Genomic DNA, 15840 nt, shown 5'->3' with positions numbered 1-15840 from the left:
GCTCGGCTGGTTGATAGACGTGAGCCCCGTAGGCCAGCAGGCCAAAATTAAGCATTACCAGGGAAGCCAAAGGATTTGCTTTGTGCCCATAAGTGCATAGGAGGTATACGATCGCTGCCGTGAGGAGGAAAAATCCAACGGCGCCAAATTGCCAAGTCGGGGCCGCATGGGGCAAAAGGCCGAGTAAGTACGCGACGTCCTGAACGCGAACAAAGGGAAATACCAGTCCGATCAACGACAGAATGTCAAACAGCAGGAATATAACAAGAAATATACTGCCGATTCGCTTCCAGCCGGTTGCAAAAAGAACACCAGCCAGGAAGTAGTCCAGATTGAAAGTCGCCCTATTTATACCAAAAACATAAGAAATCACCCAAAACAAGGCATTTGGAAAAATGACAAGCAAACCTACCGAATAAAGAAGGTTTTTTGATTTTTCCCAGTTCATTTTTTCTCCAGCTTTCCTATAAGTTGGAAAGTTATTTTCTGTTTAAAAAAGGCGCCTTACAGCGCCTTTTTCTTATACAGTGAGCTGGGATCAGCTACCACTGCCATCATAGTCGCAGGTGCCGGAGCCTGCTTCGCAGACTACATTTTTCTTAATACCCGGATTACCCTTTGTCGGGGTTACAAAGGTTATGTTGGTGTTGGCGTTATAAGCAGGTTCATCCAATGTAGGACTGAAGCTTTCGCAGGCTTTTGCCGGATAGGTTGGAATAGCATCGCCATTGGCAATATTGGCGATAGCCGAGCCAATATAGGATTTCGCTTCGGCCAAGCAGGCACCGTTAGCCGACTTCTGTGTGTAGTCGCGATACTGCGGAATCGCAACCGCCGCCAAAATACCAATGATCGCCACGACGATCATCAATTCGATCAGGGTGAAACCCTGTTGAGCCTTTTTCATGATCCTGCTCCTTGCACGATGAAAAGATGGGAATCCGATGCCGCATGCATCGATGCGGCGCCTTCCGACCATCCTTTCGCAACCTCCGTGCCAATCGGAATCAGGGTTGAAAGAGATTAAATCCGTGATTTATTTGGCGTTTCCCTGGCATGCCGGGCCGTGCCACGGCGGGAACTGGCGCGGGTGGCTGCGCCATTGGCGAGTGCTGGCACGGGTCGCTGTGCCAAGGCTTTCCGCACCTACATGCCATCGGTGAGATTCGTGTCTGGCGCACTTCAGGGGTTGCAGCGCGTGGGGGATCGCCTTGGGCCGGCAAGCCCCAGGCGATCAGGCGGGACATTCGGGTTCTCGGTTTACAATTCCGGATCGGCTGTGCCGCATCGATGATGCTGGCGGCGTCACGATTCTTGCTTCACGGCATCAGCGGGAGGCTGGCTTCCGGCCTTGCGCCGGCTGCTGCATTCTCGACAGCCCTTCCCACGAACATCTTTCCCGCGAGGCCTGTGCCATGTCCTTCATCTCCCTGAACACTGCGAGTTCGATCACCGGGCTGAGCCGCCGCACGCTGTGGCGTCGCATTGCCGATGGCATCGTGCGGCCAGAGGAAGGGGGGGGGGAGTATACACAGGAACGGGCACCCGTGTTGCGCTCGATGACGTGCTTGCGCTGTCGCCGCTGAAGCTGGCGGCCGAGGACCGGGCGCTGATCGAGGATGCGGATGCCGGCGGGCCGGAAGCGCAATGCGACCTGGCGCTTTTGCTGCTGAGCCAGGACCAGGCTGCCGAGGCGGTGGCCTGGCTGCGCAAGGCGGCGCAGAACCTGTACCCCGAGGCGATGCACTGGCTGGGGCGCTGCTACATCACGGGTAGCGGTGTGGCAGCGGATGAAGTTGTGGGCATCGACTGGATCGCCCAGGCGGCACGGCGCGGCCACGTCACTGCCGCGCACATGCTGCGTTTTCTCGAAGATCCGGCGCGCTCTGCGCTGGACGCCACCGCGTTGGAGGCGGTACTCGACGGCATCGAGCGCGAAGTGGTGCTGCAGGCGCTGACGGAACAGGCGCAGGGCACCGGCCGGCCCCTGCCCTGATCCGGCGAGCCTCCGCCTGCCCGCCCACTCAATCCGCGCCGCGCGCGCAATGTACGGCCAGCCACACGGTGGCCGGCACGGTCGATTCCACCCGGTGGCGGCAGCCGGCGGGGATTTCCACCCAGTCTCCCGGCAGCAGCCTGATGCGCTGGCCGTCGGCAAAGCCGAGTTCGGCCTCGCCCTGCAGCAGCACGACCCATTCGTCTTCGGCCTGGTCGTACCAGAAGCCCGGCGGGCTGGCGTGGCCGTGCGACACGATGTGCTCGACGCGGCAGGCCGTGCCGGCGAGCAGGGTGTCGAAGTGCTCCTCCGCTCCCGCCGCGGGCAGCGGCGCGTAGAGGTTGCCCCGCCTGGGCCGGAGGGCGCTCACGTCAGTCCAGCACCAGGGCCAGCGCGATCGACAGGAACAGCACGGCGGCGACGTTGCCGATCAGCACCATCGAGGCCACCTTGTCCGGTTCCTGGCCGTAGCGCTCGGCGAACATGTAGTTGAGGACCGCCGGCGGCAGCGCGCCGAATACCAGCAGCAGCGCCTGCTCGCGCGGCGGCAGCTCGATCACCAGCATGATGGCCCACGCCAGCGCCATGCCGACGACCGGGCGCAGCACGGCGCCGAACAGCCCGAAGCCGATCGAGCCGATGCGCGAGCCCGCCAGGCGCACGCCGAGGCCGAACAGCATCAGCGGAATCGAGATTTCGCCCAGCATGCGGATCGCGGTCAGCAGCGGCGGCCAGACTTCGAACTGGGTCAGGCTGACGGCGATGCCCAGGAAAGTCGCCATCACCGACGGCACTTTCCAGACCGTGAACACATTGACGCGATGGTCAAACAGCCAGGCGCCGAACGAGAAATGGATCAGGTTCGACACCATGAACAGCACCACCATCGGCGCCAGCGCGGCTTCGCCGAAGGCGAGCACGGCCAGCGGCAGGCCGAGGTTGCCGCAGTTGTTGAACATGATCGGCGGCACCAGGGTCTTCGGTTCGATGCCGGCCATCCGCGCCACGGCCCAGGCGACGAGGCCGGAGCCGACCACCATCAGCGTGGTGGCAAGGACCAGCGGCAGGTAGGCGCTGACGTCGAAAGCCTTGTTGGCGAGCGCCGCGAATACCAGCGCCGGCACGAACACGTCCATGTTCAGCTTGTTGGCGTGGGACAGCTCCGGCTTGACACGGCGGCCGACGAAATAGCCCAGCGCGGTGATCGCAAACAGCGGGAAGAGGATTTCGACGATTCGGATCAGCATGGAAAATTCGCAGAAAGTAAGCCACGCCCATGAACGGGAACGCCCCGGGGGCGGACTTCATCCGCTTCCGGGGCGCATGCAGCGGAGGATGTGCTCAGAGCACGTAGCGCGCCAGGTCTTCCCGCTGAGCCAGCATGTCGAGCCGGCCGTCGACGTAGGCCGCATCGACCACGACCTTGCCGAGCGTGGCCTTGCCCGCCTCGAAGGAGACTTCCTCGAGCAGTTTCTCCATCACCGTGTACAGGCGACGGGCGCCGATGTTCTCGGTCTTTTCATTGACCTGGTAGGCGATTTCCGCCAGCCGGCGGATGCCGTCGGAGGTGAAATCGATCTCGACGCCGTCGGTCGCCAGCAGCGCCTCGTACTGGCGTGTCAGGCAGGCGTCGGTGCTGGTGAGGATGCGCTCGAAGTCCTCGACCGACAGCGATTCCAGTTCGACGCGGATCGGGAAGCGGCCCTGCAGTTCGGGAATCAGGTCGCTGGGCTTGGACAGGTGGAAGGCGCCGCTGGCGATGAACAGGACGTGATCGGTCTTGATCATGCCGTACTTGGTCGAGATCGTGGTGCCTTCCACCAGCGGCAGCAGGTCGCGCTGCACGCCCTGGCGCGACACGTCGGCGCCGTGCGCATCGCTGCGGGCGGCGATCTTGTCGACTTCGTCGAGGAAGACGATGCCGTTCTGCTCGACCGAGCGCACGGCTTCGAGCTTGACCTCTTCGTCGTTGATCATGCGCGCGGCTTCCTCGTCGGCGAGCAGCTTCAGCGCCTCGCGGATCTTCAGCTTGCGCTGCCTCTTCTTGCCGCCGCCCAGGTTCTGGAACATGCCCTGGATCTGCTGGGTCAGTTCCTCCATGCCCGGCGGGGCGAAGATTTCGGCCTGCATCGAGGGCGCCGCCACCTCGATGTCGATTTCCTTGTCGTCCAGCTCGCCTTCGCGCAGCTTCTTGCGGAATTTCTGCCGTGTGGCCGAATCCTTCGTCGGCTCGGGCTCGGCATTGAAGCCCATCGCCCGCGCCGGCGGCAGCAGGGCGTCGAGCACACGGTCCTCGGCGGCGTCGAGGGCGCGGTCGCGCACCCGCTTCATCGCCCGCTCGCGGCCATCCTTGATGGCGATTTCCATCAGGTCGCGGATGATGGTGTCCACATCGCGGCCGACGTAGCCCACTTCGGTGAACTTGGTCGCCTCGATCTTGATGAAAGGGGCGTTGGCCAGGCGTGCCAGGCGGCGGGCGATCTCGGTCTTGCCGACGCCGGTGGGGCCGATCATCAGTATGTTCTTGGGCGTGATCTCGCTGCGCAGCGGCTCTTCCACCTGGGCACGGCGCCAGCGGTTGCGCAAGGCGATGGCGACGGCCTTCTTTGCCTTGTCCTGGCCGACGATGTGCTTGTCGAGTTCGGAGACGATCTCCGGCGGGGTCATCTGGGTCATGCGTTCGCTCTCAATCCAGCACTTCGATGGTGTGATGGTGATTGGTGTAGATGCAGAGGTCGGCAGCGATGCCGAGCGCCTTGGAGACGACTTCGGCCGGCGCCAGTTCGGTGTTCTCGATCAGCGCGCGCGCGGCCGACTGCGCGTAGGCGCCGCCGCTGCCGATGGCGACGATGCCCTGCTCGGGTTCGAGCACGTCGCCGTTGCCGGTGATGATCAGCGAATGGTCGCGGTCGGCGACCGCCAGCATGGCTTCGAGCCGGCGCAGCATGCGGTCGGTGCGCCAGTCCTTGGCCAGCTCCACCGCCGAACGCAGCAGGTTGCCCTGGTGCTTGTCGAGCTTGGCCTCGAAGCGCTCGAACAGCGTGAAGGCGTCGGCCGTACCGCCGGCGAAACCGGCCAGGATCTGGCCGTCGTACAGCGTGCGCACCTTGCGCGCCGAAGCCTTGATGACGATGTTGCCCAGCGTGACCTGGCCGTCGCCGCCGAGGGCGACCCGATTGCCGCGCCGCACCGACAGGATGGTTGTACCGCGATATTGTTCCATGACGATTCCCCGCCGGCTCGCGGCCGGCGTTGCTATATAGATTCAGTGGCGCAGCGTGACGTGCGCGACCTGGTCGACGCTCATGACGCGCAGCAGCGCCGCGACCATGGCATTGACGTTGAAAAGGGTCACGAGTTTACCCTGAGCCTTGAGCGTGGCGAGAATGTTGAACAGCAGGCCCGCACAGACGAAATCGACCCGGTGCAGCTGCGCACAGTCCACCTTCAATTCCCTGCGTTCCGCCGCGAGGCTGGCGAGCCGTTTCAGCGATTCGTTCGCGGCCCCGCACAGCTCGCCGCACAGCCGGGGCACGTCACCCGCCACCGCGTCCGCCTCCGGCTCGGCGCACTTCGGCACGGCCGCCGCGATGCCTTTCCACGACGGCGGCGACTCCTCGAACGTGACCGCGTAGTCGATGGCGAGGTTTTCGAAGCGTTGCTGATCGCCGGTGAATTGCAACAATTCGAGCAGCAGCAGCCAGGTGTCGCGCCCTTCCGCCTGGCCCGCGACGGTCCGCCGGGCCAGATCCTCGATGAAAGGCTCGACGCTCGACAGGCTGAGCTTGATCCGCTCGGCCAACAGGCTTTCGAGCAGCGTCAGCAAGGCGCTACAGCCGGCATCCGCAACGTTGCGCAGCCTGCCGACATCGATGCGCACGGCCCCGCTGCGACGTGCGACGGCAGCGATCTGGGCGAGCTGGGTTTCCCCCTGGGCGGCCAGGTTGCCGGACAGGCCGACCGCCGGCATGCGTTCCCCGCTCGTGCGCCCTCCCTTGGGCGACAAATCCACCCACGGCGGCGGCGAACGCTCGAAACGCATGGCGTAGTCGAGCACGCGCGCCTCGAAGCGCTCGCGCTGGCCGGTCAGGCGGTACAGATCCAGCAGCATCATCCACAGCCCTTCGCCCGTCGCCGCCTTCGGGTCGTCGAGCGTCGCCGTCAGCACCTGCTCGGCTTCGGCCACGCCGCCATTGGCGTACAGGATCGCCGCCTCTTCGAACACCGCACCGATGCCGGCCCCGACTTCCTGGACCTCGACGCCGCCCACGGCCATGGAGAGGCCGTGATCGGCCCCGGTGCCGGTGAAATCGAGTTCGGACAGCACGGTCGGCGACGGGCGCCCGGTTTCGCCGACATCCTCGGCCGGCCCGGTCTGCCGCTCACCGCCCGGCCGTTTCCGGCCGAAAAAGGAAAGTGCCACGCTGTGCTTCGTCCCAAGTATTTGCCACGGACTCCAGGAACCCGGACGGAGGATAGCATTTCCCGCAATCCGCCTGCGAAAACAGGCCCGCGCACGGCCGTTCGCGGGGATTACGTTTTGTAAATGTCCGCATCTTCACGCGCCACTGGACGACCTCACAGGCTCGGATAGAATGCTGCGATGCAACCAGAAATTGCCGCTGCCTCACCACCGCAGGAGCGCCTGCCGCAGGGCCTTCCGTCCCCGGCGGTTTCGTTCGCCCTGCCGATCCGCGTCTATTACGAAGACACCGACGCGGGCGGTGTCGTCTACTACGCCAACTACCTGCGCTTCTGCGAGCGGGCGCGCACCGAATGGCTGCGCGCGCTCGGCGTCGAGCAGCAGGCGCTGCTGGATTCGGCCGGCATCGCCTTCGTCGTGCGCTCGGTGAAGGCGGATTACCTGCAGCCCGCCCGCCTCGACGACGTCCTGCAGGTCGTCAGCCACATCGCCACCCTGCGCCGCGCCAGCCTGGTGTTCGAGCAGGAAATCCGGCGCGACGGGCAACTTCTGTTCACCGCCCAAGTCCTAATCGCCTGCATCGACCATCGGCGGCAGAAGCCGGTGCAGATTCCGGCCCCGCTGTACGCCAATCTCCATGCCCACCTCGAAAGCCTAGCATGACCGTCACCCACGACCTTTCCATCCTCAGCCTCATCAGCCAGGCCAGCGTCCTCGTCCAGCTCGTCATGGCCCTGCTCGCGGCATTGTCGCTGGTGTCCTGGTACTGGATCTTCCGCAAGTCGTTCCAGATCCGCGCCGCGCGCACCCAGACCGACGGGTTCGAGCGCGACTTCTGGAGCGGCGGCGACCTCAACACCTTGTTCGATGCCGCCACCCGCAACGAAAACGGCGGCATGGAGCGCATCTTCGAATCGGGCTACCGCGAATACACCAAGCTGCGGGCCAAGGGCCACGACCACCCGGCCATCCTCGACGGCGCGCGGCGCGCGATGCGCGCGACCTACCAGCGCGAAGTCGACGACCTCGAAGCCCATCTCGCCTTCCTCGCCTCGGTCGGCTCGGTGTCGCCCTACATCGGCCTGCTCGGCACCGTGTGGGGCATCATGAACTCCTTCCGCGGGCTTTCCAGCGTCGGCGCGGCCACGCTCGCCCAGGTCGCCCCCGGCATCGCCGAGGCGCTGGTCGCGACCGCGATCGGCCTGTTCGCGGCGATTCCGGCCGTCGTCGCCTACAACCGCTTCGCGCACGACATCGACCGCCTGGGCATCCGCTTCGAGAGCTTCATCGAAGAGTTTTCCAACATCCTGCAGCGCAACCTGCGCTGACGGACACGGAGGACCGCCATGCGTCAACGCCGCCTGATGAACCAGATCAACGTCGTCCCCTACATCGACGTGATGCTGGTGCTGCTGGTGATTTTCATGGTCACCGCGCCGATGATCCAGCACGGCACCATCGAAGTGCCTTCGGCCAGCGCGGGCACCCCCCCGCCGCAGGCCGAAGCACTCGTCATCGAAGTGGCCGCCGACGGCAAGCTCGGGCTGCGGGCCAGCAGCAGCGGCACGTCCCGCGCCCTGCGCAACGACCAGCTCCAGCCCGCGCTGCTGGAAGCGCTGGAGAAGAATCCGGAACAGGCTTTCCTCGTCGCCGCCCACAGCACGCTGGACTACCAGAAGGTGATCGACGTGCTCGAAGTCGCCCGCGGCGCCGGCGTGCGCAAGATCAGCCTGATCACTCAGAGCAGCACGCCACGGCAATGAGGGATCGCGTCGTACCGCCGCGCAAGGCACCGGGCAAATGGCAGTCGCTCGGACTGACCATCGCGGTCCATCTGGGCCTGTTCCTGTTCCTGTTCTTCGGCGTCCGCTGGCAAAGCCCGCCGCCGGCCGGGCTCGAAGTCGGACTCGTCAGCGCACCCGAAACGGCCGCGCCGGCGCCGAAGCCCGAACCGGCGCCGAAGCCCGAACCCAGGCCGGAACCGAAACCCGAGCCCAAACCGGAGCCTCCGCCTCCCAAGCCGGAGCCGAAACCCGAACCGCCCAAGCCGGTGGCCAAGCCCGAGATCGCCACCAAGGCACCGGAGAAAAAGCCGGAGCCCAAACCTCAGCCGAAACCGGAACAGAAGAAACCCGAGCCGAAGAAACCGGAACCCAAGCCGGAGCCGAAGCCCGCACCCAAACCGGAGCCGAAGCCCGCACCCAAGCCGGAGCCCAAGCCTCAGCCGAAACCGGAGCCCAAACCCCCGGCCAAGCCTCAGCCCAAGCCTGCGCAGGACGACTACATGAAGGAACTGCTGGCAAAGGAAACGCAGGCCGCGCAGAACGCCCGGCTCGAAGGCATGCTGCGGCAGGAGGCCGCCCGCGCCGGCGCGCAGGGCGAAATGGACAAGTACGTGAATGCGATCCGCACCAAGGTACGCGGCAAGCTCCTGCCGCCGCCGGGGCTGTCGGGAAACCCCGAGGCGGTCTTCGAGGTCGATCAGACTCCGACCGGCGTCGTGCTCGCCGTACGGCTCAAGCGCTCGTCCGGCGTACCCGCGCTGGACCAGGCCATCGAGCGCGCGATCCTGGCCTCGGACCCCTTGCCCACGCCTTCGAACCCGGCTCTGTTCCAGCGCACGCTCGAACTCAGATTCCGTCCGCTGGCCGACAACTAAGCATGCCTTATCTACTTAATCCATCGATATAATCTGCGGCTGGAGCGGCCTCACATGACACGAACCCTGACCCTCTTCCGACTCTTGCTGGCCATCGTGCTGGCCGGCTTCGCGCTGGGCGCGCGCGCGCAGCTTTCGATCGAAATCACCGGCGCCGGCGCCTCGCGCTTTCCGGTGATCATCCCGATCTTCGAGCACGAGGGCCAGTTGCCCAACAGCGTCACCGACGTGGTACGCGCCGACCTCGATCGCAGCGGACTGTTCAGCCTGGTCGACCTCGGCCCGCTGGCGCTGCCGGAATCCGTCATGCCCGACCTGCCGGCGATGCGCGGCCGCGGCGCCGACGCGGTGCTGACCGGCAGCGTCGTCGCCCAGGGCAGCGGCCGCTACGAAGTGCGCTTCCGCCTGTTCGACACCCAGACCCAGCTCGAACTCGGCGCCATGGCGCTGCCGATGACGGCCTCGCAGAACCGCCTCGTCGGCCACCGCATCGCCGACTTCGTCTACGAAAAACTCACCGGCCAGCCCGGCTACTTCTCCACCCGCATCGCCTACGTGGTCAAGAGCGGCCCCAACTTCGAGCTGCAGGTCGCCGACGCCGACGGCATGAACGCAGCCACCGCGCTGCGCTCGCGCGAGCCCATCATCTCGCCCGCGTGGTCGCCGGACGGCCAGCGCCTGGCCTACGTCTCGTTCGAGCAGAAGAAGCCGATCATCTACGTGCACACGCTCGCCACCGGCCAGCGCCGCGTCGTCTCCAATTTCAAGGGCTCCAACTCCGCCCCCACCTGGTCGCCCGACGGCAGCCAGCTCGCGGTGGTGCTGACCAAGGACGGCCAGTCGCAGCTCTACGTGCTCAACGCCGACGGTTCGGGCGTGCGTCGCCTGGCCAGCTCGTCCGGCATCGACACCGAGCCTTTCTGGGGCCGGGACAACAACATCTACTTCACTTCCGATCGCGGCGGCAGTCCGCAGATCTACCGTATCTCCGCTGGCGGCGGCAGCGCCCAGCGGGTGACCTTCGACGGCAACTACAACGTCAGTCCGCGCCTGTCGGCGGACGGCAAGCTGCTTGCCTTCATCACCCGCAACGGCGGCCGCTTCCAGGTGGCCGTGCAGGACCTCGCCTCCCGCCAGACAACGATCCTCACCGATTCGGCACGCGACGAATCGCCCAGCTTCGCCCCCAACGGCCGCATGATCCTCTACGCCACCGAAAGCGGCGGGCGGGGCGTGCTGTCGGCGGTGTCGTCGGATGGGCGGATCAAGCAACGCCTGACGGTGAAGGCCGCCGATGTCCGCGAACCCGCCTGGGGTCCGCAGCCACGGCAATAACAAAGCTGCAACAACCACTGCTGTCTCAAAACCAGACATACCGGAGCATCACACATGAAGAAGCTTGCAATCCCCGCCCTGCTGTCGCTGATCCTGGCCGCGTGCTCGAGCACCGGCCCCACCGACACTGCAGCCCAGGTCGAAGACCGCTCGTCGGGCACCGGCGTCGCCACCGTCACCGCCGACAGCGCCGCCGGCTCGGGCATCGCCGCGCTGACCGACCCGAACAACATCCTGTCCAAGCGCAGCGTGTTCTTCGACTTCGACAGCTACGTCATCCAGCCGGAAGCCAAGCCGCTGATCGAAGCCCACGCCCGCTTCCTGGTGCAGAACCCGCAGATGAAGATGCTGATCCAGGGCAACACCGACGAGCGCGGCAGCCGCGAGTACAACCTCGCGCTGGGCCAGAAGCGCGCCGACGTGGTCAAGCAGGCGCTGCTGCTGCTGGGCGCCCGCGAAGCGCAGATCGAGTCCGTCAGCCTGGGCGAGGAAAAGCCGCGCTGCGACGCGCCTACCGAAGCCTGCTTCGCCGAGAACCGCCGCGGCGACATGCTCTACTCGGGCGAGTTCTGAGATGAAGCGCCTGCTGCCGCTGGCGGTGATCCTCGTCCTGTCATCGGCCGGAGCCGCGCAAGCGGCTTTGTTCGGTGACAACGAGGCCCGCCGGCAGATCACCGACATGCGCCAGGACATCGAGGGCCGGCTGGAAACCACCAGCCGCGGCCAGCTCGAGCTCGCCAACCAGAACGAACAGCTGCGTGCCGAAGTCGCCCGCCTGCGCGGCCAGATCGAACTGCTGGTCAACGAGGTGGAAACCCTCAAGCAGCGGCAGCGGGACTTCTACGTCGACCTCGACACCCGTCTGCGGCAGATCGAGACGGGCGGTGCAACGGCCGCCGCCGGCAGCGACCCCGCCGCCGAATCCGCCGACTACGAAGCTGCGCTGAACCTGCTCAAGGAAGGCAAGCATCGCGAGGCGCTGGCCGCCTTCGACGCCTTCGTCGCCAGGTACCCCACGGGCGATTTCAGCGCCGGCGCCCATTTCTGGGCAGGCAATGCCGCGCTGCAGGCCAAGGACATCAACGCCGCCACCAAGCACTTCAACACCGTGCTGACCAAGTGGCCCAACGAGAACGTCGCTCCCGACGCCCTGCTCGGCCTGGCCAACAGCCAGCAATCGATCGGCGACGCGGCCACCTCGCGCCGCACGCTGCAGACGCTGGTCGAACGTTATCCGCAGAGCAACGCCGCCCAGGTCGCCAGGCAGCGCCTCGGCCAGCGCTGAGGCCGGCGTGACGGCAAACGAAACAGCGACGGCAGCAGCCGTCAAACTGCGCGTCACCGAGATCTTCGCCTCGGTGCAGGGTGAATCGACCCGCGTCGGCCTGCCGACGGTGTTCGTGCGCCTCACCGGCTGTCCGCTGCGCTGTACCTGGTGCGACACCGCCTATGCCTTCACCGGCGGCGAGTCGCGCAGCCTCGACGACATCATGGACGAGGTCGCAGGCCACGGCCTCAAGCACGTCTGCGTCTCCGGCGGCGAACCGCTGTCGCAGAAGAACTGCCTGGCGCTGATGCGCGCACTGTGCGACGCCGGCTACTCGGTGTCGCTCGAAACCAGCGGTGCGCTCGACATCGGCAAGGTCGATCCGCGCGTGTCGCGCGTCGTCGATCTCAAGGCGCCCGGCTCCGGCGAAGTCGAACGCAATCTATACGCCAACATCGCCCTGCTCACGCCTCACGACGAAGTCAAGATCGTATTGGCCGACGAAGCGGACTACGAGTGGGCCAAGCGCCAGATCGCCGAACACCGCATCGCCGAGCGCTGTACCGTGCTGCTGTCGCCGGTCGCCGGCTCGCTCGACCCCGCCCGGCTGGCGGAATGGGTCGTGCGCGACCGCCTGCCGGTCCGCTTTCAACTGCAATTGCACAAAGTGCTGTGGAACGACGCCCGCGGCCGCTGAGCCGCGGCACAGCCGTCCCCGGCACCACAGATCGGAAGCTTTCCCGATGACTCAAGCCAAACGCGCCGTCGTCCTGCTGTCAGGCGGCCTCGACTCCGCAACCTGCCTCGCCATCGCCCGCGACCAGGGCTTCGACGCCTACGCCCTGTCGGTCGCCTACGGCCAGCGCCACACCGCAGAGCTGACGGCCTCGCTGCGCGTCGCCCAGGCGCTGGGCGCCCGCGAGCATCGGCTCGCGCGCATCGACCTCGGCCAGTTCGGCGGCTCCGCGCTGACCGACCCGTCCATCGAGGTGCCCGAGGACATGCCCGCAGACGGCGAGAGCGCCGGCATCCCCGTCACCTACGTGCCCGCCCGCAACACCGTGATGCTGTCGATCGCCATGGCCTGGGCCGAAGTCCTCGGCGCCAACGACATCTTCATCGGCGTCAATGCGGTGGACTATTCCGGCTACCCCGACTGCCGCCCGGCCTTCATCCAGGCTTTCGAGACGATGGCCAACCTGGCCACCCGGGCAGGCGTCGAAGGCGCCCGCCTGCGCATCCACGCACCGCTGATCGACCTCAGCAAGGCCGACATCATCCGCCGCGGCATCGCGCTCGGCGTCGACTACGGCATCACCGTCACCTGCTACCAGGCCGACGAGGCCGGCCGCGCCTGTGGCCGCTGCGAAGCCTGCCGCCTGCGCGCCGCAGGCTTCGCCGGCGCAGGCGTGGCGGACCCCACGCCCTACCAGTTGCGCAACGCCTGACCCGGCCACGGGGCACCGTCCCTGCAGCCTTCGGCTCAACGCTGCCGGGGTTTTCGCCTAGAATGGCCGGCCATCCCGTTGCCGGCTGCACCATGGAAGAAACGATCGTCTCCGCCTCCACCATCGCCTGGCTCGCTTTCGCCGTCAGCACGGTGTTCGGCTTCGTCGCCAATCGGACCAACTTCTGCACCATGGGTGCGGTGTCCGACATCATCAACATGGGCGACTGGAGCCGCATGCGCATGTGGGTCGTTGCCATCGCGGTCGCCATCCTCGGCACCGCCGCCTTGCAACTGGCCGGACTCATCGACGTCACCCGCTCGATCTACACCGGCAGCAAACTGACCTGGCTGTCGCACATCGTCGGCGGCCTCGCCTTCGGCGTCGGCATGACGCTGGCCTCGGGCTGCGGCAGCAAGACCCTGATCCGCATCGGCGGCGGCAATCTCAAGTCGCTGGTGGTCTTCGTCTTCCTCGCCATCAGCGCCTACATGACGCTGCGCGGCCTGTTCGCCGTCTGGCGCGTCAACATCCTCGATACCGTCGCCGCAGAGCTGCCGCATACCCAGGACATTCCCGCCTTCATCGCTGCCGCCGGCATCGAGCCGGCCAGCGCACTGGCGATCTCCGCCGGCCTGATCGGCATCATCCTGCTGCTGTGGGCCGTCGCCGAGCGCGATGCGCGCACTGTCGACGTCTGGCTCGGCGGCGTGGTCGTCGGCGCCACCGTGATCGCCGGCTGGTACGTCTCCGGCCACATCGGCTACGTCGCCGAACACCCCGAAACCCTGGAAGAAGCCTTCATCGCCACCAACAGCGGCCGCGCCGAATCCCTCACCTTCGTCGGGCCGCTGGCCTTCACGCTCGAGCTGCTGATGTTCTGGAGCGACACCAGCCGCATCGTCACCTTCGGCATCGCCAGCGTGCTCGGCGTCATCGCCGGCTCGGCCCTCTACGCCGTGGTGTCGAAGAGCTTCCGCCTCGAAGGTTTCCGCAACGCCCCCGACCTCGCCCGCCACATGATCGGCGGCATCCTGATGGGCTTCGGCGGCGTGACGGCGCTGGGCTGCACCATCGGCCAGGGCATCACCGGACTGTCCACCCTGGCCGTCGGCGCCTTCATCACCACCGCCGCCATCATCACAGGCTGCGCCATCGCGATGAAGATCCAGTACTGGCTGCTGATGCGGGAAGCCTGAAGCAGGCCGGGAGACGGCAGTGCGTTGTTGACGTGGCTGCCTCCAGCTTCTAGAATTTCGCCTCTCTTTTGGGTCGTTAGCTCAGCTGGTAGAGCAGCGGACTTTTAATCCGTTGGTCGCAGGTTCGAATCCTGCACGGCCTACCAAATTCAGATGAAACGCCAATCCTGCCAAAGGATTGGCGTTTTGTTTTTTTCGCCTCCCCCCGCAGCACCGGCCAACCCAAGCCCCGGCATGTATCCCGAATTGTCCAACCCGTATCGGGATACATGCCTCTGCAAATCCGTCCGCCCTGGAAAAATCCGGGATACATCCGCCTGTTCAAATGGCAGCACGGCCCGAACGGCGGGCATCTCGATCCGAGGAGCAGACACATGAAGACATGGACGAAGGCACTGATCGCCACTGGCGTCATCGCGGTGCATGCGCTGGGTTTTGCGGCCACCAGCCAACCCCGCAACGAAACGCCCCGGAGCGGGCTGCTCGCAATGCAGACCGCCGAAACGGAATGGCTGCTGCCGGAAGTCGTCGTCACCGCCGACAGCGGAAGACCACCGAAGGAGCGAGGCGGCAGGCGTGCCGCCCGGCACGGAAGCGGCTGCCGCTTCCATTGCGATGACGGCGGCGAAGCACTCCGGACGCCCGCCCACCGCACTTGATTACAACACCCCGATTGGACAGGCCACCCGAGAAGCAGGTATCATGCCCGCCACTGAAGATTGGCGAAGCCGCTTCCGCCCCCACGGCGCCGCTGTTGCCGTGGCCCCGGAAACATCGAGCCGATGACCGCCTCACCCGCCCATGGCCTGGATGACGCCGTGGCGCATGCGAGGGGCGGCCCTTCCCCTTCAATGACCTACCGTGTCGTCCGGTGAGCCCTTTGGCGGGTTCGCCCGGTTTTTCCGAGACACAAGCTGCGGCACCCGTGTGCTGCAGGCCGATGTGGTCTTCGCGCCCGACAAGCGTTCCGGACCGCTCTCACGCTGCGCGCCGGCTTGCATCCGGCGCACGGCTCGCACCCGTGCGAATGATGCGGGTGTGCAATCGCCCCAGCTTTGAAGCGGCCTGTCACTTTTGCGCAGGCCCGGCCGGTCCGCCCCTTGCGCCACGCGCACAAGCCCCCGGCCCGATGCCCTTCCCCGGCGGAGGTGGGCAAATCGCCGCTGCGCGCCCGAGGCATGCGCTCCGGCACAATGACAAGGAGCCCGAACATGGCCAAGGAAGAACTCATCGAAATGCACGGATCCGTTACCGAAGTCCTGCCGGATGGACGCTACCGCGTCACCCTGGACAACGGCCACAACCTCATCGCCTACTCCGGCGGCAAGATGCGCAAGCACCACATCCGCATCATCGCCGGCGACAACGTCTCGCTCGAGATGTCGCCCTACGACCTGAGCAAGGGCCGCATCACTTTCCGCCACTTGCCGGGCCGTCCGGCCGGCACCGCGTCGGCCCCGCCGCCCCGCCGCCGCTGAGCGTTCAGCCCTTCGAAGCCCCTGCCGGATCGGCA

At 65.9% G+C, this 15840-nt stretch carries 20 protein-coding genes and 1 tRNA gene; 14 read left to right on the top strand and 7 right to left on the bottom strand.

What is annotated here, in order from left to right; all coding sequences use genetic code 11:
* Window positions 1-448, bottom strand: a 448-nt coding sequence (locus TBU01S_RS21250; RefSeq protein ID WP_369404223.1) for a hypothetical protein, incomplete at its 3' end; no start/stop codon positions are given.
* A gap of 90 nt (window positions 449-538) precedes the next feature.
* Window positions 539-907 carry a pilin gene (locus TBU01S_RS25035; protein WP_083953779.1) on the bottom strand — a complete coding sequence of 123 codons (369 nt, stop codon included), beginning with the start codon at window positions 905-907 and terminating at the stop codon, window positions 539-541.
* 657 nt (window positions 908-1564) lie between these two features.
* Between TBU01S_RS25035 and TBU01S_RS21245 the strand changes: the two genes are divergently transcribed.
* Window positions 1565-1996 carry a tetratricopeptide repeat protein gene (locus TBU01S_RS21245; RefSeq protein WP_068639497.1) on the top strand — a complete coding sequence of 144 codons (432 nt, stop codon included), beginning with the start codon at window positions 1565-1567 and terminating at the stop codon, window positions 1994-1996.
* Between the two features lie 28 nt (window positions 1997-2024).
* Here TBU01S_RS21245 and TBU01S_RS21240 read toward each other — a convergent pair whose 3' ends face one another.
* From TBU01S_RS21240 to TBU01S_RS21220, 5 genes are all read right to left on the bottom strand, one after another.
* A complete protein-coding gene (locus tag TBU01S_RS21240) occupies window positions 2025-2366 on the bottom strand; it encodes a cupin domain-containing protein (RefSeq protein WP_068639496.1) in 342 nt (113 codons plus the stop codon).
* Window position 2367: 1 nt separating this feature from the next.
* Complete coding sequence (locus tag TBU01S_RS21235) at window positions 2368-3243, bottom strand: AEC family transporter (protein ID WP_068639495.1); 876 nt, start codon at window positions 3241-3243, stop codon at window positions 2368-2370.
* Window positions 3244-3337: 94 nt separating this feature from the next.
* Window positions 3338-4672 carry an ATP-dependent protease ATPase subunit HslU gene (gene hslU, locus TBU01S_RS21230; RefSeq protein ID WP_068639494.1) on the bottom strand — a complete coding sequence of 445 codons (1335 nt, stop codon included), beginning with the start codon at window positions 4670-4672 and terminating at the stop codon, window positions 3338-3340.
* A 10-nt stretch (window positions 4673-4682) separates the two neighbouring features.
* Complete coding sequence (gene hslV / locus TBU01S_RS21225) at window positions 4683-5219, bottom strand: ATP-dependent protease subunit HslV (protein WP_068639493.1); 537 nt, start codon at window positions 5217-5219, stop codon at window positions 4683-4685.
* Window positions 5220-5261: 42 nt separating this feature from the next.
* The gene (locus tag TBU01S_RS21220; protein ID WP_068639492.1) at window positions 5262-6419 is read right to left on the bottom strand and encodes an STAS domain-containing protein; all 1158 of its coding nucleotides are present in this window, start codon (window positions 6417-6419) and stop codon (window positions 5262-5264) included.
* A 180-nt stretch (window positions 6420-6599) separates the two neighbouring features.
* On the opposite strand from TBU01S_RS21220, the gene ybgC reads away from it, so the two are divergent.
* The 13 genes from ybgC (at window position 6600) to infA (ending at window position 15805) form a co-directional block, all read left to right on the top strand.
* A complete protein-coding gene (ybgC, locus tag TBU01S_RS21215) occupies window positions 6600-7082 on the top strand; it encodes a tol-pal system-associated acyl-CoA thioesterase (RefSeq protein ID WP_068639491.1) in 483 nt (160 codons plus the stop codon).
* Complete coding sequence (tolQ, locus tag TBU01S_RS21210) at window positions 7079-7747, top strand: protein TolQ (RefSeq protein ID WP_068639490.1); 669 nt, start codon at window positions 7079-7081, stop codon at window positions 7745-7747. The genes ybgC and tolQ overlap by 4 nt, the downstream gene beginning before the upstream one ends.
* A gap of 18 nt (window positions 7748-7765) precedes the next feature.
* Window positions 7766-8182 carry an ExbD/TolR family protein gene (locus tag TBU01S_RS21205; RefSeq protein ID WP_068639489.1) on the top strand — a complete coding sequence of 139 codons (417 nt, stop codon included), beginning with the start codon at window positions 7766-7768 and terminating at the stop codon, window positions 8180-8182.
* Window positions 8179-9078 carry an energy transducer TonB gene (locus tag TBU01S_RS21200; RefSeq protein WP_068639488.1) on the top strand — a complete coding sequence of 300 codons (900 nt, stop codon included), beginning with the start codon at window positions 8179-8181 and terminating at the stop codon, window positions 9076-9078. Before TBU01S_RS21205 ends, TBU01S_RS21200 begins: the two co-directional genes overlap by 4 nt.
* Before the next feature lie 54 nt (window positions 9079-9132).
* Window positions 9133-10413: a Tol-Pal system beta propeller repeat protein TolB gene (tolB, locus tag TBU01S_RS21195; protein ID WP_068639487.1), complete on the top strand. Its 1281-nt coding sequence runs from the start codon at window positions 9133-9135 to the stop codon at window positions 10411-10413.
* A gap of 54 nt (window positions 10414-10467) precedes the next feature.
* Window positions 10468-10986, top strand: a complete 519-nt coding sequence (gene pal / locus TBU01S_RS21190; RefSeq protein WP_068639486.1) for a peptidoglycan-associated lipoprotein Pal — start codon at window positions 10468-10470, stop codon at window positions 10984-10986.
* Between the two features lies 1 nt (window position 10987).
* Window positions 10988-11698 carry a tol-pal system protein YbgF gene (ybgF, locus tag TBU01S_RS21185; protein WP_068639485.1) on the top strand — a complete coding sequence of 237 codons (711 nt, stop codon included), beginning with the start codon at window positions 10988-10990 and terminating at the stop codon, window positions 11696-11698.
* A gap of 7 nt (window positions 11699-11705) precedes the next feature.
* Entirely contained in the window at window positions 11706-12377 is a 672-nt protein-coding gene (gene queE, locus TBU01S_RS21180; RefSeq protein ID WP_068639484.1) for a 7-carboxy-7-deazaguanine synthase QueE, read from the top strand.
* 46 nt (window positions 12378-12423) lie between these two features.
* Complete coding sequence (gene queC / locus TBU01S_RS21175; protein ID WP_068639483.1) at window positions 12424-13128, top strand: 7-cyano-7-deazaguanine synthase QueC; 705 nt, start codon at window positions 12424-12426, stop codon at window positions 13126-13128.
* Window positions 13129-13220: 92 nt separating this feature from the next.
* On the top strand, window positions 13221-14327 hold the full coding sequence (locus tag TBU01S_RS21170; protein WP_068639498.1) for a YeeE/YedE family protein: 1107 nt from the start codon (window positions 13221-13223) through the stop codon (window positions 14325-14327).
* Window positions 14328-14397: 70 nt separating this feature from the next.
* A tRNA-Lys gene (locus TBU01S_RS21165) sits at window positions 14398-14473 on the top strand.
* Window positions 14474-14701: 228 nt separating this feature from the next.
* Complete coding sequence (locus TBU01S_RS21160; protein WP_068639482.1) at window positions 14702-14986, top strand: hypothetical protein; 285 nt, start codon at window positions 14702-14704, stop codon at window positions 14984-14986.
* A gap of 552 nt (window positions 14987-15538) precedes the next feature.
* On the top strand, window positions 15539-15805 hold the full coding sequence (gene infA, locus TBU01S_RS21155) for a translation initiation factor IF-1 (protein ID WP_068639481.1): 267 nt from the start codon (window positions 15539-15541) through the stop codon (window positions 15803-15805).
* Window positions 15806-15840 lie beyond the last annotated feature (35 nt).

This window comes from Thauera butanivorans NBRC 103042 (assembly GCF_001591165.1).
GTDB classification, from domain to species: domain Bacteria; phylum Pseudomonadota; class Gammaproteobacteria; order Burkholderiales; family Rhodocyclaceae; genus Thauera; species Thauera butanivorans.
Note: the sequence above shows the minus strand (reverse complement) of the source record. Positions and strands in the feature narration are given on the sequence as shown.